Origin of the sequence: Pararhodobacter aggregans (genome assembly GCF_003075525.1) — a bacterium.
GTDB classification, from domain to species: Bacteria; Pseudomonadota; Alphaproteobacteria; order Rhodobacterales; family Rhodobacteraceae; genus Pararhodobacter; species Pararhodobacter aggregans.
This window is the reverse complement of the sequence record NZ_QDDR01000002.1, coordinates 448,775-467,494: the sequence shown is the minus strand read 5'-3', so window position 1 is coordinate 467,494 and position 18,720 is coordinate 448,775. Positions and strand designations below refer to the sequence as shown.

Below are 18,720 nucleotides of genomic sequence, written 5' to 3'. Positions count from 1 at the left end.
CGGGATCCGCCCCGGGACCAATGGCGGCGCCCCGGCGGAGGGGGCAGATCGGGGCCAGCCTGGGGCATGTCGCCCCGACCCTCACCGATCAAGGATCCCTCATGTCCCGCACCAGCCTCACCCTCGCCGCCGCCCTTGCAACGATGCTCGCCCTGCCGGCGCTGGCCGAAACCGAAGCCGCCCCCAGCGCCGAGGTCCAGGCGCAGATCACCAGCCTGCTGACCGCGCAGGGCTACGAGGTGCGCCGCGTCGCCGTGGAAGACGGGCTTTACGAGGCCTATGCCGTCAAGGACGGCCATGTCTACGAGATCTACCTCAACGAGGCGCTGCAGATCCTGCGCAGCAACGAGGGCTGAGCCATGCGCCGCTACCATGTCTGGGACCCGTTCCTGCGGCTCTTTCACTGGTCGCTGGTCACGCTCTTTGCTCTGAATGCGCTGATCCTCGACCCTGAAAGCCGGCTGCATCGCTGGGTTGGCTACGCGGTAGCGGCGCTGATCGGCCTCAGGATCGTCTGGGGACTGATCGGCCCGGCCCGCGCCCGCTTCGCCGATTTCCTGCCCACGCCCTTCGCGGTGGCCGAACAGATCGGCGACATCCGCGCCCATCGCCGCCGGGCCCATCTGGGCCATACGCCGCTGGGCGCACTGATGATCGTCAACATCCTGCTGACCGTGATCGCCATCGCCGTCACCGGCTACATGCAGACGACCCTCGCCTATTGGGGCGTGGGCTGGGTCAAGGAGCTGCACGAGGCGCTGGTCACCTGGGCCGAACTCTCGGTCGCGGCGCATGTCGCCGCCGTCATCTGGGAAAGCCGGCGCATCGGGATCAACCTGGCGCGGGCCATGATCACCGGCGACAAGCCGGTGCCCGAGGGGGTCGAAGTGCTCGACCTCCACTGACCGCCTGGCTCTGCCGACCCCACCGGCAGAGCCGTTTTCCGCCGCCGACGGTTGACTTTTCCGGCGAAACGTGGTGTTAGCGCAAACAATGCGCCCCGGATGCAGCCTCCCCGGGGCCCGGAGCTTTCATGACCACCACACTTGCCATCAATGGCTTCGGCCGCATCGGCCGCCTTGTCCTGCGCGCGCTGATGGACCAGAAGCGCTCGGACCTTCAGGTCGTCGCCATCAACGACCTCGGCCCGGTGGAGACCAACGCGCATCTGATGCGCTTCGATTCCGTCCATGGCCGCTATGACGGCGAGGTGACGACCGGCGATGACTGGATGGATGTCGGCGGCGGCCGCATCCAGGTCACCGCCATCCGCAACCCGGCCGAGCTGCCCTGGCAGCATGTCGATGTGGTGCTGGAATGCACCGGCATCTTCACCGATGCCGAAAAGGCCCGCGTGCATCTGGAGAATGGCGCGACGCGGGTGCTGGTCTCGGCCCCCTCGAAAGGGGCCGATGCGACCGTGGTCTATGGCGTGAACCACAAGGTCCTGCGCCCCGAGCACAAGATCATTTCCAACGCCTCCTGCACCACCAATTGCCTGAGCCCGGTGGCCAAGGTGCTGAACGACGCGATCGGCATCAACAAGGGTTTCATGACCACGATCCACAGCTACACCGGCGATCAGCCGACGCTGGACACGCTGCACAAGGATCTCTACCGCGCCCGGGCCGCGGCGCTCAGCATGATCCCCACCTCGACCGGCGCCGCCAAGGCGGTAGGGCTGGTGCTGCCCGAACTCGACGGCAAGCTCGACGGCGTGGCGATCCGGGTGCCCACGCCCAATGTCTCGGCCGTGGATCTGGTGATCGAGGCCGGGCGCGCCACCTCGAAGGACGAGGTGAACGCGGCCCTCACGGCCGCCGCGGCCGAGGGCCCCCTGAAGGGCATCCTGGGCGTCACCGCGCTGCCCAATGTCTCGGTCGATTTCAACCATGACCGGCGCTCGTCCATCGTCGCCCTCGACCAGACCAAGGTCATGGACGGGACGATGGTGCGGGTGCTGGCCTGGTATGACAACGAATGGGGCTTTTCCAACCGGATGCTCGATACCGCGGCAGAGATCGGCAAACTCGGCTAAAGCGCGAATTGTTTCAGTCCATTTCCGAAAGTTGAGCCCGCGGCCCTGTGCGCCCGCGGGTTTTCCTTTTATCTTAAGAACATGGACATTGTTGCAATCGTTGCCATAACCGCCGGGCTCTTCGCCGTCATCGGGCTTTCCGAGCCCCTTGCCGAGCGGTTGCGGTTGCCTGCCACCGTGATCCTCGCCCTTCTCGGCATCGCCATCGGCGTCGCCTCGGCCTGGCTCATCGCCTCGCGCGAGACCGAGATGCTGACCGCGGCGGCGACGCTGATCCAGAACCTGCCGATCCGGTCGAACTTCTTCCTCTATGTCTTCCTGCCGACGCTGATCTTCCAGGTCTCGCTGACCATCGACCTGCGCCGGATGCTGGACGATTGGGTGCCGATCCTGTTGCTGGCGGTGGTCGCGGTGGTGATATCGACGCTGGCCGTGGGCTGGGCGTTGTATCCGGTGGCGGATCTGCCGCTGATGGCCTGCCTGATGATCGGCGCCATCGTCTCGACCACCGACCCCTCGGCCGTGGTCGGCATCTTCCGCGCCACGCCCGCGCCGCTGAGGCTGGCCCGCATCGTCGAGGGCGAGAGCCTGCTGAACGACGCGGCTGCCATCGCGCTCTTTTCGCTGTTCTTCGCCTTCGTGGCCTTCGGCATCCCCAACCCGCAGCTGTCCGATGTGGTGGTGCAATTCCCCTGGCTGATGATCGGCGGCAGCCTGATCGGCTGGTTCGCCGGGCGTCTGGCGGTCGAGGCCCTGGCCCGGCTGGACCAGCACCCGCTGGGGCAGGTCTCGATGTCGGTCGCCCTGCCCTATCTCACCTATATCCTGGCCGAAGTCGGGCTTGGCGCCTCGGGCGTGGTGGCGGTCGTGGCGGCGGGGCTGGCGCTGAACTTCCACGCGCCCGGCAAGATCTCGCCCGAGAACAAGGCCAAGCTCAACGATACCTGGGACCTGCTGGGCTATTGGGCCGGGGCGCTGATCTTCGTGCTGGCCGCGATCCTGATCCCGCGGCTTCTGGCCGATGTCCGGCCCTGGGACCTGTTCCTGGTCGGCGTCACCGTGGTCGCGGCGCTGGCGGCACGGGCGCTGATCCTCTTCGGGCTGATGCCGCTGCTGACCCGGCTGAAGGTCTCGCCCCGGGTCGAACGGCGGCAGCGGGCGGCGATCCTCTGGGGTGGCCTGCGGGGCGCGGTGACGCTGGCGCTGGCGCTGGTCGTGACCGAGAGTTTCCGCATCCCCGTCGACATCAAGCGCCAGGTCGGCATCGTCGCCACCGGTTTCACCCTGTTCACGCTGATCGTGCAGGGCACCTCGCTCCGCTGGGTGATCCACCGGCTGGGCCTCGACCGGCTGTCGCCCCTCGATTCGGCGCTGGCCGCGCAGGTCGTCGCCGTGGCACTGCAGACGGTGCGCGAGACGGTCTCGGACACCGCCCGCGACTTCGGCCTGGCGCGTGAGACGGTCAGGGACGAGGCCAAGCGCTTCGCCGAACGGGTGGACGAAGCCGTCGCCGCCGCCGATCAGGGCGCCGAGATCCCCGACCGTGACCGCATCACGCTGGGCCTTGTGGCGCTGGCCGGGCGCGAACGCGATCTGATCCTCGAAGCCTTTCGCGACGGGATGCTGCCCGCCCGGCTTGCCACGCAGATGGTCGCCGACGCCGACCGCCTGATCGAAGGCACGCGGACCGGCGGCCGCCTCGCCTATCTCAGCACCGCGCGCAAGGCGCACCGCTCGAACCTGCGCCACCGCACGGCGGTCTTCCTGCACAACCGGCTCCGCCTCTCGGGCGCGCTGGGTCGCCAGACCGCCGACCGCTTCGAATACCTGGTGGCGCTGGCGCCGATCCTGCGCGACCTGCACAGCTTCATCGACACCCGCATCCGCCGCATCCACGGCAAGCGGGTCGGCGACCTGCTGCACGACCTGCTGGAACGCCGGACCGAGGAAGCCGACCGGGCGCTCGACGGGTTGCGCCTGCAATTCCCCGGCTATGCCGAAGAGCTGGAGCGCCGCCTGATCCGCCAGATCGCCCTCTCGCAGGAGGAACGCGAATACGCGGCGCTGGTCGATGACGGGCTGATCGGGCCGGAATTGCGCCATGCGCTGACCGTCGGCATCTCCCGCCGCCGGGGCGAGCTGGCGCGGCGGCCGGAACTGGATCTCGCCATCCAGCGCATGGCGCTGGTCGCGGCCTTTCCGCTTTTCGCCGACATGCCGGTCGACCGCCGCAAGCTGCTGATGCGCGAAATGCGGACGGTCTATGTCGCGCCCGGCACCGTGCTCTTGAAGAAGGACGAGGCGCCTCGGCAGGTCTGGTTCATCGCCTCGGGCGCGGTCGAACAGGTGCGCGGGCCGCAGATCCTGCGGCTGGGTCCGGGCGAGATGTTCGGCCATCTGGCGCTGCTGAAACGCAATTTCCGCCGCGGCCAGACCACGGCCATCGCCCATTGCACGCTGCTCACGCTAGACGAGGCACGCTTCCTGCAGATGCTGAAAACCGACGAGTCGCTGCGGCAGGCGGTGCTCGCCAGCGCCGAGAAACGCGGCATGCCGCTGGATCCCGGGGCGCTGGCGGCGCTTTAGCGTTCCAGCGCCGGGCCGAAACGCCCGCGCAGCGCGGTATTGACCGGCGCGGGCACGAATTTGGTGACATCGCCGCCCAGCCGGGCGATTTCCTTCACCAGTTTCGAGGCGATGGCCTGCCGCCGGGCATCGGCCATCAGGAACACCGTCTCGATCTTGTCGTCGAGCGCCCGGTTCATGCCGACCATCTGGAATTCGTATTCGAAATCCGCCACGGCGCGCAGGCCGCGAATGATGACGCCCGCGTTCACGTCGCGGGCGCAATCGATCAGCAGATTCTCGAAGGGATGGACGACGATCTCGACCCCGGTGCGCTCGCTCAGCGCCGCCGTCTCGCCCTCGACCATCGCCACCCGTTCATCCAGCGAGAAAAGCGGCCCCTTGTCGCGGTTGATCGCCACGCCGATCACCAGCCGGTCGACCAGCGCGCAGGCGCGGTTGATGATGTCCATATGTCCCAGCGTCAGCGGATCGAAGGTGCCTGGATAAAGCCCGATGCGCATCGCGTCCCCCTTGCGGATGTCATTGCGCCGCAACGCAACAATATTGCGTGAAAAGATGCAAGGGCGCAGCGGCGGGAAAGTGTTGCGGCGCAGCATGACGCGGCCCTAGGATCTGGGGGCATTGAACCCGCTATCCCACTCGCACGACCCAATATTTTGTTCCCTTGCCCTTCCGATCAAGGATTTCCGCATGACCCGTACTGACCGAGTGCAGACAATCGGCCTGTCGCTGCTGATCGTCGGTTTCGCCGCTGCCAACACGCTGTTCGACATCGCCGCCGAGGCCGAGGGGCCGTGGCGCATGCTGGGCCTTTCCGGGGTGTTGCTCGTCGGGCTGGTCGGCATGTGGAGCCTGCGCGCACCCGCTGCGGCCTTGGGCATTCTGCTCGCCTCGGCGCTGGTCGGGGTGGCGATCCTCTATTTCCGCATCGACCGGCTGGCGTTCGAACTGCTGGCCGGGCAGTTGATCTGGCCGCTGGCGCTGTGGATGGTGACCTGGGCTCTCGTGCGGCTGGTGATGCCCCGCATCGAACCCGGCCGGCCCTGGGTGGCGCTTCTGCTGGGCGGGCTGCTCCTTGTCATGCATCTGGGCGTGGCGCTGAAGGTCTTCACCCCGGCCAACGAGTTCTTCCAGCTGCACCGCGTCGAACCGGTGCGCGATCTGGAAACGCTGGTGGCGATGAACCGCAACCGCCGCGAAGGTCACCCGGTGGTCGCACTGATCGAGGGCCGGATCGGTTCGGACCTGGCGGATGACCTGTTCATCCGCGAGTTCAACTGCCGCGAGCGCGGCCGCTCGCTGGGCTACACGCGGCCGGTGCGGGGAAATTCCCGGCTCTATATCGAGCTTGCCGATGGTCAGCGCCTGCGCTCGACCGGCGCCGCCTACAACTACCGCGCGCTGGACTGGCCGCAAACCGGCGATGGCACCGATTGCGGGCTGAGAAATGGCGATCCGGTCATCCTCTGGGCCGAGATCGCCGCCGGCGTCGAAGGCCCCGTCGAGGATCGCGAAACCCGCATCATGGCGTATGGCGATCTGGCGGCCTTCCGCGAGGGCTATGCCGCCCGCGCCGAATTCGCGGCGCGCATGGTGGGCGGCGTGGCCTTCCTGCTGGCCCTTACCGGGCTGGTGCCGCTGATCGCCGGGATCCGCACCTGGCTCCGGTTGCGGCGGCGGGGCGCCCCCGCCGCCTGAGGGCTCAATTGCCCATGATCATCCCGGTCAGCGCGTCCCGCTCCATCTGCAGTTCCGAGAGGCGCGCGGCCACCACATCGCCGATCGAGATGAAGCCGACCATGACATTGTCCTCCATCACCGGCATGTGGCGGAAGCGGCGGGTGGTCATCGTCTCCAGCACGGAATCGGTGGTGTCGCCCGGCGCGCAGCCATAGATCGCGCGGGTCATCACCGAATCCACCTTCTGGTCCAGGCAGGCCGGACCGGCGCGGCCCAGTTCGCGCACGATGTCGCGTTCGGAAATGATGCCCTTGACCTTCTTGCCATCGCTCGAGACCACCACCGCCCCGATCCGGCGGGTCGACAGCAGTTCGACCACCTCGCGCAGCGTTGCACCGGGGGTGATGGTGATGACGCCGCTGTCCTTCGATTTCAGGATTTGACTGACGAGCATGGGGGCCTCTCCCGTTGCCTTCTATGTCCTTGAAATCGGACACTTGCGACCGGAGTCTGTCAAGGGTTGATTTCAATTGGAAAGGCTTTCGCGGCCGGGGCCCCGCCCATTGCCCGCCTCGGGGGCGCGGCGCGGCCTATGGTCTTGATCTTCGCCCGGACGCATGAAACCGTGATCCCGACAGCCCCCGCCGCGAGGATCCCGATGCGCACCCTGCCTGCCCTGACCCTTGCCCTGGCGCTTGTTTCACCGCTGGCGGCCATGGGCCAAAGCCCGATCCAGGCGCGCCTGCCGGTCTATGGCCAGGTGGTGAGCTTCCCCCTCACCCTGGCCGCCGCCCCGGTCTTTCAGGTCGAAACGCCGGAGGGGTTTTTCCTGATGGAATGGGTGCCCGAGGGCGACAGCGCCGAGGAATGGACGCAGATGCAGACCCTGACCGGCCATCAGGGCGTGGGTCAAGGCCTCGATGCCGACGGCGCCGCCCGGGTGGGCGAGTCGATCGCCGTGCATTTCCTCAACGGCTATCGCGGCGCCTGCCAGGCCGAGGTCGCGGCCCTGCCCCTGCCCCTGACGCTGGATCAGGGCAGCCGGGCCAGTTTCGCGGCCTATCTGGGCTGCCCGCGGGTCACCGGCACCGAGCATTCCGAGGAAATGGTCATCCTGGTCATGGTCGGGGCCGAGGACAGCTACACCCTGCAATGGGCCGAACGCGGCCCGGCCCGCGCCGCCTTCGATGCCGAAGCCTTCGACCGCTGGCGCCCGCGGATCGAGAGTCTGTCGCAGGCCCGCCTCTGCCTCCCCGCCCCGGGCGAGGGCGAACCCTACCCGTCCTGCGACTGAACGGTGAGCGGCATGGTGCGCGGCGACTATCGGCAGATCCTGGCGGTGTTGGTTGTGCTGGCTTGTGCCGTCACGGCGGAGGCGCAGAGCCGACCGCTTAAGGACGTAATCTTCGTCGTGCACCAGACGATCCAGGGCCACGACGTCTCGTTCCCCTATCCCTTCGGGCCGCAGCTCCCCGCGGCACCGGATTTTCAGGGCGAGACCGGGCCTGGCCGGTTCCTTGCCCAGTGGGTCCCGCAAGACGAGAGTGTCACGGACTGGACGCAGATCATCGCCCTGGCATCGACCACCGCCCTGCCCCGCGCCGGCGAAGACCCGGCAGCTTTCGTGGTCGATCTTCTGCGTCCCTTCGCGATCGAGTTCGCCGAGCGCTGCGCGCAGAACCCGTCGATCGTCGCGGACGTTGACCAGCGGGGCGTCCATGGCTACCGCGCCATGATCGGCTTCCGGTTCGGCTGTGGCAGGCTGCACGGGCAGCCGCGGAGCGAGGATGCGATGATCCAGTATTTCATCACCGATCACGCGACCTATTCACTGCACTGGGCCGAGCGCGGCCCTACCCATGACCCGGGCGCCGTCGACACCGCCCGGTGGCGGCAGCGCGGCGGTCTGATGTTCTCGCTGCAGGTCTGTCCAAGGTTGGGGGTGGACGGCACGCCTCATTCCCCCTGCGACTGACGTTCCAACCGCGCCACCTCGGCCCTGAGCCCCGCGACCAGCACCTCGGCGAAGCGCTCGATGCGCGGCACGCGGCGGTCGTCGGCGTGGCGGATCAGGTGGAAGGCGCGGGTGAGGCCGAAGTCCCGCGTCAGCACCCGCCGCACCCCCGGCGCCGCGGGCAGCGCGAAATCATGCACCACGCCGACCCCCGCCCCCTGCCGGATCAGGTTCAGCTGGACGGAAACGGAATTCGAGGCGACGGGCGGCTGTTCCACCCCCAGATCGGCCAGATAATCCAGCTCGCGGTCGAAGATCATGTCGGGGATATAGCCGATCACCCGATGCGCGGGCAGATCGGCCAGCGACGTGAGCGGCGGCGCGCTGCCCAGATAGGCATCGGACGCCGCCAGCGACAGCCGATAATCGGTGATCTTGGTGGCGATGACCCGGCCCTGTTCCGGCTTCGAGACCGCGATCACCATATCCGCCTCGCGCCGGGTCAGGCTGAAGACGCGGGGCAAGGCCACGATCTGCACCTCCAGCCCCGGGTTCGCGGCCACGATCCGCGCCACCACCTGCGGCAGCAGGTAATTCGCCGCCCCGTCCGGCGCGCCGATGCGGACCTGCCCGCTGATCCCCTCGGCCGGGCCGGCCAGCGCCTCGGCCGCGCGGGCCATCTGCGCCTCGATCGCCTCGGCCGGGGCGACCAGCCGCGCCCCCTCGTCGGTCAGGACATAGCCCTGCGGCGAGCGGGTGAAGAGCCGCGCGCCGAATGCCTCCTCCAGCCGCGCCACGCGGCGGCCCACCGTCGCCGCGTCGAGTTTCAGCACCCGCCCGGCCCGCGACAGGCTCTCGCCCCGCGCCACGGCCAGAAACACCTTCAGATCGTCCCAGTCGGCCATGTTCCCTTTGCAATCCTGCAAAACGCCTTTTGAGGAACTGCCCCTGTTCAGGTCATTTCTGCAAGAGTAATCTGCCCCGAACTGACAGGAGGATCCCATGAAGGAAATCGGCCACTGGATCGACGGCAAGCTCGTCGCCGGAAACTCGGGGCGTTTCGCCAATGTCTTCAACCCGGCGACGGGCGAGGTTCAGGCCAAGGTCGCGCTCGCCTCGACCGAGGAACTCGATGCCGCCATCGCCTCGGCCGCCAAGGCGCAGGTCGCCTGGGGCGCCACCAACCCGCAGCGCCGCGCGCGGGTCATGATGGCGCTGGTCGGCCTGATCAACCGCGACATGGACAAGCTGGCCGAGGCGCTGTCGTCCGAACACGGCAAGACCTTCCCCGACGCCAAGGGCGACGTGCAGCGCGGGCTGGAAGTGATCGAATTCTGCATCGGCGCACCGCAGATGCTGAAGGGCGAATTCACCGATTCGGCCGGTCCGGGCATCGACATGTATTCCATGCGCCAGCCCCTGGGCGTGGTCGCGGGCATCACCCCCTTCAACTTCCCCGCCATGATCCCGCTGTGGAAGATGGGCCCGGCGCTGTCCTCGGGCAATGCGATGATCCTCAAGCCCTCCGAGCGTGACCCCTCGGTGCCGCTGATGCTCGCCGCGCTCTGCAAGGAAGCGGGCCTGCCCGACGGCGTGCTGCAGGTGGTCAACGGCGACAAGGAGGCCGTCGACGGCATCCTCAACTCGCCGGTCGTCCAGGCGGTGGGCTTCGTCGGCTCGACCCCGATCGCGCAATACATCTACGAACGGGCCGCCGCGACCGGCAAGCGGGCGCAATGCTTCGGCGGCGCCAAGAACCACATGATCATCATGCCCGACGCGGACATGGATCAGGCGGCCGATGCGCTGGTCGGCGCGGGCTTCGGCGCGGCGGGCGAACGCTGCATGGCGATCTCGGTCGCGGTGCCGGTGGGCGAAGGCACGGCGGAAGCCCTGCGCGAGCGTCTGATCCCCAAGATCGAGAAGCTGAAAATCGGCCCCTGGACCGCGGGCGATGACGTGGATTTCGGCCCGGTCGTCACCGCCGCCGCCAAGGCCAATATCCTGCGGCTGGTGGAAACCGGCGTCCAGCAGGGCGCGGAACTGGTGGTCGACGGGCGCGACTTCCGGCTGCAGGGCTACGAGGACGGCTTCTTCGTCGGCGCGCATCTGTTTGACCACGTCACCCCCGACATGGACATCTACAAGACCGAGATCTTCGGCCCGGTCCTGTCGATGGTCCGCGCCCAGGATTACGAGGAGGCGATCAACCTCGCCATCAGCCACGAATACGGCAACGGCACGGCGATCTTCACCCGCGACGGCGACACGGCGCGCGATTTTGCCAACCGGATCAACATCGGCATGGTCGGCATCAACGTGCCGATCCCGGTGCCGCTGGCCTATCACACCTTCGGTGGCTGGAAGAAATCGGGCTTCGGCGATCTGAACCAGCACGGGCCGGACGGCTTCCGCTTCTACACGCGCACGAAGACCATCACCGCGCGCTGGCCCTCGGGCATCAAGGAGGGCGCCGCCCTGAACTTCAAGGCGATGGACTGAACGGAAGGGGCCCTGCGGGGCCCCTTTCCTGTTCCGCCACCGATCAAATTTCTTGCCTGAACCCGCCGCGCGGCTTTAGCGTTTCAAGGGCTCTGTTCCCGCGGGAACAGGGCCAGTCGGCCCCTTTACTGCATTCTGTTCATTCCGACACTGCAACCCGAGAGGCTTTCATGACCGATATTTCCCGCCGCGCCTTCCTCATCACCGCCGCTGCCGTCCCGGCGTCCCTCGCCGCCCTGCCCGCCGCCGCCGCGACGCAGGACGTCACCATCCAGGGCATGGCCTTTGCCCCCCAGACCATCACCATCGCCGCCGGCGACACGGTGCGCTGGACCAATCAGGACGGGGCGCCGCATACCGCGACCTTCCAGGCCGCCGGGATGGATACCGGGCGGCTGAGCCGCGGCGGCACCGGCGAATTGACCTTCGCGCAACCGGGCACCTATGATTACGTCTGCGCCATCCACCCCTCGATGCGCGGCCGCGTCGTCGTCACCGGCTGAACCGGGAGCTCGCGGGCCACAGAGCGCTGGAACGGCCCGGAAATCCGGCTAGGATGTCCCCTCGCAATGCCGGAGGCCCCTTGCCCGCGAGTTTCACCATCCTGCCCGAGCGTGGCCTGGTCTACGTGCATTACTCGGGCTTCGTCACCATCGGTGACACCCGTGACGCCATCGCCGATTACCTGCGCCACCCCGCCAGTCGCCCGGGGCAGATGCAGCTGGTCGACCTGTCGGATGTCACCGGGTTCGAGGACGACATCGTCGAACTGATAAAGCTGCAGGCCGGAAAGGCCGACCTGTTCCGCCCGGCGGACGGCATCCAGACGCTGCTGGTCTATTACGCCCCCCATGACGAGGGTTTCGCCATGGCCAAGCTGATCTTGCGGTCCTGGCAGGGCGTGACCTCGGTCATGGCGACGATCCAGCGGCACGAGGCCGAGGCGCTCGATATCCTCGGCCAGCCCGAGCGGCGCATGCACGACCTGCTGTCGGCGGCGGGCTGAGGACCGGCGCCGGACAGCCGCGCGCGCGCCCATCAGCCCGAAAACCGCGGCCCCGGCGGGGCGTGCGGCAGCGAGGGCTCGCGGAACCTCGGCACCTCCGGGCGGGCTCTTTCCGGTCAGCCGCGCGACGCCGCGTCACGGTTCAACCGCCCTTGCGGCCCTGGGGCGCGGCTGAAACATTGCTGCAACAACCGGGAGCTAAAAACCCGTTCAATTCCAATGCGCCACGGGGGGAGCAGGCATGGATTTCGCCTTGAGCGAGGAACAGGGCGCCATTTTCGACATGGCCTATGAATTCGGGCAGGAGCATATCGCCCCCTTCGCCCGGCAATGGGAAGCCGAGGGCACGATCCCGCGCGACCTCTGGCACAAGGTGGGCGAGCTGGGCTTCGGCGGGCTCTATGTCGGCGAGGCCTCGGGCGGCACCGGGCTGGGGCGACTGGACGCCACGCTGGTGTTCGAGGCGCTCAGCATGGCCTGCCCGGCGGTGGCCAGTTTCCTCTCGATCCACAACATGTGCGCGGCAATGCTGGACAAGTTCGGCTCCGAGGACCTGAAGGCCCGGATCCTCGCCCCGGCCGTGACCATGGAGACGCTGCTCAGCTATTGCCTGACCGAACCCGGCGCGGGCTCGGACGCCGCCTCGCTCAAGACCCGGGCCGAGAAATCGAACGCGGGCTACCGGCTGAACGGGACCAAGGCCTTCATCTCGGGCGGGGGCTATTCCGACGCCTATGTCGTGATGTGCCGGACAGGCGGCGAAGGGCCGAAGGGGATTTCCACGCTGGTGGTGGAAAGTGGCAGCGACGGCCTCAGCTTCGGCGGGCTCGAGGACAAGATGGGCTGGCGCGCGCAGCCCACGCGGCAGGTGCAGTTCGACGATTGCCTCGTGCCGCATGAAAACCTTGTCGGCACCGAAGGCGACGGCTTCAAATACGCGATGATCGGGCTCGATGGCGGGCGGCTGAACATTTCGGCCTGTTCGCTGGGCGGCGCGCAGGCGGCGCTCGACCAGACGCTGACCTACATGGGCGAGCGTCGGGCCTTCGGCAAGACCATCGACCAGTTCCAGGCCCTGCAATTCCGCCTCGCCGATCTGGAGATCGAGTTGCAGGCGGCCCGCACCTTCCTCAGGCAGGCAGCGTGGAAGCTGGACCAGAAGGCCCCCGACGCCACCAAATTCTGCGCCATGGCCAAGAAATTCGTGACCGAGGCCGGCAGCCATGTCGCCGACCAATGCCTGCAATTGCATGGCGGCTACGGGTATCTGGCGGACTACGGGATCGAGAAGATCGTCCGCGACCTGCGGGTGCACCAGATCCTTGAGGGCACCAACGAGATCATGCGCCTGATTACCGCCCGCGCGCTGCTGGCCGAGAGGGGCTGATGGAACCCGACCTCCTGATCCGCACCGAAGGCCGCGCCGGTCGGCTGACCCTGAACCGCCCCAAGGCGCTGAACGCGCTGACCCATGAGATCTGCCTTGAGACCACCGCGGCGCTGGAACGCTGGCGCGACGATCCCACGGTCTCGCTGGTCATTCTGGACGGCGCGGGCGAGCGGGCCTTCTGCTCGGGCGGCGACATCGCCCAGGTGACAGCCGCGGGCAAACAGGGCGATTACGCCATGGGCCGCGACTTCTGGCGCGACGAATACCGCATGAACCGGCTGCTCGCGACCTATCCCAAGCCCATCGTCAGCTTCCTGCACGGCTTCGTCATGGGCGGCGGCGTGGGTTACGGCTGCCATATCCCGCACCGGGTGGTGGGCGAGACGACGCAGATGGCCATGCCTGAATGCGGCATCGGCATGATACCCGACGTGGGCGGCACGTATCTTCTGGGCCGGGCGCCCGGGCAGCTGGGCCTCTATCTGGCGCTGACCGCCGCACGCATGGGCCCGGGCGACGCGATCCACGCCGGGTTCGCCAACCGCTTCCTGCCCGAGGCGGAATGGGACGCGACCAAGGCCGCGCTCTGCGAGACCGGCGATCTGGACGCCCTGCCCGTCCGCCACACGCCCGAAAGCCCGATGGCGGCCGAGCAATCGCGCATCGACCGGCTGTTCGGCCAGCCGACGATGCCCGCGATCATCGCCGCGCTGGAGGGCGACGACAGCCCCCTCGCCCGATCGGCGCTGAAGGCCATCCGCCGCAACTCGCCCCTGTCGATGGCCTGCACGCTGGCCATGCTGCGCCCGGCGCCGCTGACGCTGGAAGAGGCGTTGAAACAGGAATACCGCTGGACCTGGCGCTCGATGGAGCACGGCGATTTCATCGAAGGGGTGCGGGCGCAGATCCTTGACAAGGACCGCAACCCGACGTGGAAGCACCCCGCACCCGGGGCCGTGACAGAGGCCGAGGTCGCTGCCATGCTGGCGCCGCTCGGGGCGGACGAGCTGACCTTCTGAAGGGGCGCGGCGATGATACTCTGGGGCCTGATGGATTCGCCCTTCGTGCGCCGGGTGGCGGTGGCGCTGCATCATCACGGCTGCGCCTATCAGCGCCGCCCGCTCTCGGTGTTTCGCGATTTCGAGACGATGCGCGCGACCAATCCGCTGGGTCAGGCGCCGGTGCTGACCCTGCCCTCGGGTGCGGTGCTGACCGACAGCCGCGCCATCCTCGAATGGCTGGACGCAACGCATCCCGCGACCTCGCTCACGCCCGCGGGCGACGCCATGCTGCCGGTCCTCCAGGTCGAGGCCGTGGCGCTGTCGCTGGCCGACAAGGCGGTGCTGCTGATGGGCGAACTGATCCGCCGCCCCGTGGCGCTGCGCGACCCCGAAGCCATCGCCCGGTTGCAGACCCAGATCACCGGCGCCCTTGACTGGCTGGAGGACCGCGCCGCCACCGCGCCCCTGTTCGAACGCCTGACCCGCGCCGATCTGGCGCTGGGCTGCGCCACCCGATACCTCGCCGAGAAACAGCCGCGGCGGCTGGGCGAGCGACCGGCCCTGATGCGTCATTCGCGCTGGTGCGAGGCGCAGCCGCCCTTCGCCGCCGCCCCCTATTCCGCCGCCGAGGCCATGGCCACCGGCTGGCGTCCCGAACCTGAGGAGGAAAAATCATGAACATCGCCTTTATCGGCCTCGGCAACATGGGCGCGCCGATGGCCGCCAATCTGAGCGCGGCGGGCCACACCGTCACCGGCTTCGACACGATGGCCAAACCCGAGGGCCTGAGCATGGCCGCCAGCGCGGCCGAGGCCGCCCGGGGCGCCGATGTGGTCATCACCATGCTGCCCAATGGCGCCATCCTGCGCGCCGTCGCCGATCAGGTCATCCCGGCGATGAAACCGGGCGCGGTGCTCTGCGATTGCTCGACGGTCGATGTCGACAGCGCCAAGGCGGTGGCCGGACAGGCCGAAACCGCCGGTCTGGGCGCGCTGGACGCCCCGGTTTCGGGCGGGATCGGCGGCGCGGCGGCGGGGACGCTCACCTTCATGGTCGGCGGCTCGGACGCTTCCTTCGCCACGGTCAAACCCCTTTTCGACATCATGGGCCAGAAGGCGGTGCATTGCGGCGCGGCGGGCGCCGGACAGGCCGCCAAGATCTGCAACAACATGATCCTCGGCGTCACCATGATCGCCACCTGCGAGGCTTTCGCACTGGCCGACAAGCTGGGCCTCGACCGGCAGAAGATGTTCGATGTGGTGAGCACCTCCTCTGGCTACAGCTGGACGATGAACGCCTATACCCCGGCCCCCGGCGTCGGCGCCAAATCCCCCGCCGACAACGGCTACAAGCCGGGGTTCGCGGCGGAGCTGATGCTGAAGGACCTGCGCCTCAGCCAGCAGGCGGCGGACAGCGCCGATGCCGACACGCCGATGGGCCAGCTCGCCGCCGCCCTCTACGAGCAATTCGTGGAACGCGAGGACGGGCGCGGCATGGATTTCTCGGCCATGCTGCCTCGTTTCGAGAAACGCGGGCGCGGCTGATGGGCTGGGCCGCAGCCAGCCTCCCCGGCCTCGCCCCCGAGGAGGCGGCGCGGCTTGACGCCCTGCCGGTGACGACCCTGCCGCGCGGCGCCCGGGTCTTTGGCCCGGGCGAGGCGCCGCAGGGCTTCGCCATGGTCCTGTCGGGTCGTATCGAGGTCTCGCTGACCGGCCCCTCGGGACGCGAGATCCTGCTCTATGCCGTCGAACCCGGGCAAAGCTGTATCCAGACCACGCTGGGCCTTCTGGGCGACGAGCCCTATTCGGGCGAAGCGCTCTGCGTCAGCGACACGCGGATCGTGGTGATCCCGGCCACCCTGTTCCACGCGCTGATGGCACGGTCCGAGGCCTTCCGCGGCTTCGTCTTCCGGGCGCTGGCCAGCCGCATGAACGACATGACCGCGCTTTTGGAACGGGTCGCCTTCACCCGGGTCGAGGCCCGGCTGGCGGCGGCGCTTCTGGACCTCGGCCGCAGCGGCGCGGTCGAGGCCACGCATGCCGAACTCGCCGCCCGCATCGGCTCGGCCCGCGAGGTGGTCTCGCGCCGGCTGGAGGCGATGGCGAAACGCGGCCTCGTCGCCACCGACCGCGGCCGGGTCGAGCTGCGCGACCCTCCGGCGCTGAAACGTCTGGCCGAGGCGCAATGACGCAGGCCCGCCGCCCCGCGCGCGTGACCACGTCACAGACCGACTCGCGAAGGCCGCGCTAGACATCCTCCTGACCGCGAACAGCAAAGGAGACCGCCATGTTCACGCGCAACGAAGGGTCAATCGACCGCATCCTCCGGGTCATCGTCGGACTGGCACTGTTGGCCGGGTATTTCGTCTTCCCCGAGGCCGCCTATCGCTGGGCCTTCCTTCTGGGGGTGATCCCGCTGGTGACCGGGCTTGTCGGCACCTGCCCGCTCTATTCGATCTTCGGCCTCTCGACCTGCCCGGTGAAGCGCCCCTGACGCAACGCCCGTAACCGGGCGCCCGGAGGGACCCCAAGGGGTCCCGACACGCCGCGCGAAGGCTCCCCTTGCGGGGGCCTGAGCGCGGCGTCTGCCTGTCACTATTGCGCCGCTTCCGCCTGCCCCTCGGAGGCCTGCTGATGCGCCCACATCTCGGCATAGCGCCCGCCCCGCGCCATCAGCACGGCATGCGGGCCCTCCTCGACCACCACGCCCTCTTCCAGCACCACGATCCGGTCGGCATCGACCACCGTGGACAGGCGGTGCGCGATGGTGATGACCGTCCGCCCGCTGCCCGCCGCCGCCAGCGCCTCCTGAATGCCGCGCTCGGTATGGGTATCCAGCGCCGAGGTCGCCTCGTCCAGCAGCAGGATCGCCGGGTCCTTCAGCAGCGTCCGGGCAATGCCGACCCGCTGTTTCTCACCGCCCGACAGCTTCAGCCCCCGTTCGCCGACCTGGGTCTGGTAGCCCTCGGGCAGCATGCTGATGAAATCGTGGATCCGGGCGGCGCGGGCTGCCGCTTCGACTTCCTCGCGCGTGGCGTCGTCCTTGCCATAGGCGATGTTGTAATAGATCGTGTCGTTGAAGAGCACGGTATCCTGCGGCACCACGCCGATCGCTGCATGCAGACTGTCCAGTGTCACGTCGCGGATATCCTGACCGTCGATGGTCAGCCGCCCGCCGCTCACATCGTAAAAGCGGAACAAGAGCCGCCCGATGGTCGATTTCCCGCTGCCCGAGCGCCCGACCAGCGCGATCTTCTGCCCCGCCGGCACATCGACGGTGATCCCCTTCAGGATCTCGCGTTCCGGGTCATAGGCGAAGCGCACCGCGTCCAGCCGCACATGCCCGCCTGACAGTCGCAGCGGCACCGCGCCCGGCTTCTCGGTCACGTCGGGCGCCTGACCCAGCAGGCCGAACATCTCGCCCATATCGACCAGCGCCTGCCGGATCTCGCGATAGACCGTGCCGAGGAAGTTCAAGGGCATGGTGATCTGGATCATGTAGGCGTTGACCATGACGAAATCGCCGACCGTCAGCTGGCCGTTCTGCACGCCGACCGCCGCCATGACCATGACCACCACAAGGCCGGTGGTGATGAGCGCGGTCTGGCCGAAATTCAGCACCGCCAGCGAATATTGCGTCTTCAGCGCCGCCGCCTCATAGCCCGCCATCGCCCCGTCATAGCGCCGCGCCTCGCGCTCTTCGGCGTTGAAATACTTGACGGTTTCGAAGTTCAGCAGGCTGTCGATGGCCTTCTGGTTGGCGTCGGTGTCCTGCTGGTTCATCACCCGGCGGATCTTCACCCGCCATTCGGTCACGGCAAAGGTGAACCAGACATAAAGCGCGATGGTGACGACGATCACCGCCAGATACCAGACGTCGAAGAGGACCAGCATGACGACCGCGATCATCAGCAGTTCCAAGACCAGCGGCCCGATCGAGAACAGCAGGAACCGCAGCAGGAAATCGACGCCCTTGACGCCGCGCTCGATGATCCGGCTCAGGCCGCCGGTCTTGCGCGTCAGGTGATACCGCAGGCTCAGCGCGTGGATATGGGTGAAGGTCTCCAGCGCCAGTTGCCGGAGCGCCCGCTGCCCGACGGCGGCAAAGAAAGCGTCGCGCAATTGCTGGAAGCCGTTGTTCATCAGCCGCGCCAGGCCATAGGCGATGGTCAGCCCGACCGCGCCGATGCCGACCAGCCAGCCCGCGTCCAGAGGCGTCGGCGCCAGCGCATCGACCGCGCCCTTGTAAAGCATGGGCGAGCCCACGGCGATCAGCTTCGAGATGAGCAGCGCCACCATGGCCAGCACGACGCGGGTCCGCAGCCCCTTCTGACCCGGAGGCCAGAGATAGGGCGCCACCTTGGCGATGGTAGCCCAGCCCGAGGCGCGGGGTTGGTCGGGGTCGGCGGGCAAGGCGGAATTCGAGGGGCGATAGCGCATGGGGCTCCGGGCTGGCAGGCGGATGGGGCGGCAGGGGGCAGAGGTAATGCCCCCGTCCGCTGAAAACCAGCCGGATCAGGGGCTTTCCTGCCGCATCGGGTGCCGCACATGTCCCGGGGGC

20 protein-coding genes are annotated in these 18,720 nt (G+C 68.1%); 16 read left to right on the top strand and 4 right to left on the bottom strand.

All coding sequences use genetic code 11. The features are described from left to right. Positions 1-101 precede the first annotated feature (101 nt). From DDE23_RS06340 to DDE23_RS06325, 4 genes are all read left to right on the top strand, one after another. On the top strand, positions 102-356 hold the full coding sequence (locus DDE23_RS06340) for a PepSY domain-containing protein (protein ID WP_107750443.1): 255 nt from the start codon (positions 102-104) through the stop codon (positions 354-356). 3 nt (positions 357-359) lie between these two features. Beyond that, positions 360-905 (top strand): cytochrome b/b6 domain-containing protein, encoded by a 546-nt coding sequence (locus DDE23_RS06335; RefSeq protein WP_107750444.1) that lies wholly within the window; start codon positions 360-362, stop codon positions 903-905. 128 nt (positions 906-1,033) lie between these two features. Next, a complete protein-coding gene (gene gap / locus DDE23_RS06330; RefSeq protein ID WP_107750445.1) occupies positions 1,034-2,038 on the top strand; it encodes a type I glyceraldehyde-3-phosphate dehydrogenase in 1,005 nt (334 codons plus the stop codon). A gap of 81 nt (positions 2,039-2,119) precedes the next feature. Further along, on the top strand, positions 2,120-4,624 hold the full coding sequence (locus DDE23_RS06325; RefSeq protein ID WP_107750446.1) for a cation:proton antiporter: 2,505 nt from the start codon (positions 2,120-2,122) through the stop codon (positions 4,622-4,624). Here the strand turns inward: DDE23_RS06325 and coaD are convergent. Further along, entirely contained in the window at positions 4,621-5,127 is a 507-nt protein-coding gene (gene coaD / locus DDE23_RS06320) for a pantetheine-phosphate adenylyltransferase (RefSeq protein ID WP_107750447.1), read from the bottom strand. The two genes, DDE23_RS06325 and coaD, sit on opposite strands and share 4 nt — an antisense overlap. A gap of 190 nt (positions 5,128-5,317) precedes the next feature. Here coaD and DDE23_RS06315 point away from each other — a divergent pair, with 190 nt between their 5' ends. Beyond that, positions 5,318-6,325: a hypothetical protein gene (locus DDE23_RS06315; protein ID WP_133239526.1), complete on the top strand. Its 1,008-nt coding sequence runs from the start codon at positions 5,318-5,320 to the stop codon at positions 6,323-6,325. A gap of 4 nt (positions 6,326-6,329) precedes the next feature. Here DDE23_RS06315 and DDE23_RS06310 read toward each other — a convergent pair whose 3' ends face one another. Then, positions 6,330-6,761, bottom strand: coding sequence for a CBS domain-containing protein (locus DDE23_RS06310; RefSeq protein WP_107750449.1), 432 nt, complete (start codon positions 6,759-6,761; stop codon positions 6,330-6,332). Between the two features lie 204 nt (positions 6,762-6,965). Between DDE23_RS06310 and DDE23_RS06305 the strand changes: the two genes are divergently transcribed. Together DDE23_RS06305 and DDE23_RS06300 are read left to right on the top strand one after the other, a co-directional pair. Continuing rightward, positions 6,966-7,601, top strand: a complete 636-nt coding sequence (locus tag DDE23_RS06305) for a hypothetical protein (RefSeq protein ID WP_133239525.1) — start codon at positions 6,966-6,968, stop codon at positions 7,599-7,601. Between the two features lie 12 nt (positions 7,602-7,613). Next, positions 7,614-8,282 (top strand): hypothetical protein, encoded by a 669-nt coding sequence (locus DDE23_RS06300; protein WP_107750451.1) that lies wholly within the window; start codon positions 7,614-7,616, stop codon positions 8,280-8,282. On the opposite strand, the gene DDE23_RS06295 is transcribed toward DDE23_RS06300, so the two are convergent. Next, positions 8,264-9,166, bottom strand: a complete 903-nt coding sequence (locus DDE23_RS06295; protein ID WP_107750452.1) for a LysR family transcriptional regulator — start codon at positions 9,164-9,166, stop codon at positions 8,264-8,266. The two genes, DDE23_RS06300 and DDE23_RS06295, sit on opposite strands and share 19 nt — an antisense overlap. 97 nt (positions 9,167-9,263) lie before the next feature. Between DDE23_RS06295 and DDE23_RS06290 the strand changes: the two genes are divergently transcribed. From DDE23_RS06290 to DDE23_RS06250, 9 genes are all read left to right on the top strand, one after another. Then, complete coding sequence (locus DDE23_RS06290; RefSeq protein WP_107750453.1) at positions 9,264-10,763, top strand: CoA-acylating methylmalonate-semialdehyde dehydrogenase; 1,500 nt, start codon at positions 9,264-9,266, stop codon at positions 10,761-10,763. 170 nt (positions 10,764-10,933) lie between these two features. Then, positions 10,934-11,266, top strand: coding sequence for a cupredoxin domain-containing protein (locus DDE23_RS06285; protein ID WP_107750454.1), 333 nt, complete (start codon positions 10,934-10,936; stop codon positions 11,264-11,266). 80 nt (positions 11,267-11,346) lie between these two features. Continuing rightward, the gene (locus tag DDE23_RS06280) at positions 11,347-11,769 is read left to right on the top strand and encodes a hypothetical protein (RefSeq protein WP_107750455.1); all 423 of its coding nucleotides are present in this window, start codon (positions 11,347-11,349) and stop codon (positions 11,767-11,769) included. 241 nt (positions 11,770-12,010) lie between these two features. Then, a complete protein-coding gene (locus DDE23_RS06275) occupies positions 12,011-13,156 on the top strand; it encodes an acyl-CoA dehydrogenase family protein (protein WP_107750456.1) in 1,146 nt (381 codons plus the stop codon). Continuing rightward, positions 13,156-14,178: an enoyl-CoA hydratase/isomerase family protein gene (locus tag DDE23_RS06270; RefSeq protein ID WP_107750457.1), complete on the top strand. Its 1,023-nt coding sequence runs from the start codon at positions 13,156-13,158 to the stop codon at positions 14,176-14,178. Before DDE23_RS06275 ends, DDE23_RS06270 begins: the two co-directional genes overlap by 1 nt. Positions 14,179-14,190: 12 nt before the next feature. Next, a complete protein-coding gene (locus DDE23_RS06265; RefSeq protein WP_107750458.1) occupies positions 14,191-14,838 on the top strand; it encodes a glutathione S-transferase family protein in 648 nt (215 codons plus the stop codon). After that, the gene (gene mmsB, locus DDE23_RS06260; protein ID WP_107750459.1) at positions 14,835-15,704 is read left to right on the top strand and encodes a 3-hydroxyisobutyrate dehydrogenase; all 870 of its coding nucleotides are present in this window, start codon (positions 14,835-14,837) and stop codon (positions 15,702-15,704) included. The genes DDE23_RS06265 and mmsB overlap by 4 nt, the downstream gene beginning before the upstream one ends. Further along, positions 15,704-16,348 (top strand): Crp/Fnr family transcriptional regulator, encoded by a 645-nt coding sequence (locus tag DDE23_RS06255; protein ID WP_107750460.1) that lies wholly within the window; start codon positions 15,704-15,706, stop codon positions 16,346-16,348. The genes mmsB and DDE23_RS06255 overlap by 1 nt, the downstream gene beginning before the upstream one ends. A 98-nt stretch (positions 16,349-16,446) precedes the next feature. Then, positions 16,447-16,653 (top strand): YgaP family membrane protein, encoded by a 207-nt coding sequence (locus tag DDE23_RS06250; RefSeq protein ID WP_107750461.1) that lies wholly within the window; start codon positions 16,447-16,449, stop codon positions 16,651-16,653. A gap of 101 nt (positions 16,654-16,754) precedes the next feature. Here the strand turns inward: DDE23_RS06250 and DDE23_RS06245 are convergent, their stop codons facing one another. Beyond that, on the bottom strand, positions 16,755-18,599 hold the full coding sequence (locus tag DDE23_RS06245) for an ABCB family ABC transporter ATP-binding protein/permease (protein ID WP_107750462.1): 1,845 nt from the start codon (positions 18,597-18,599) through the stop codon (positions 16,755-16,757). Positions 18,600-18,720 lie beyond the last annotated feature (121 nt).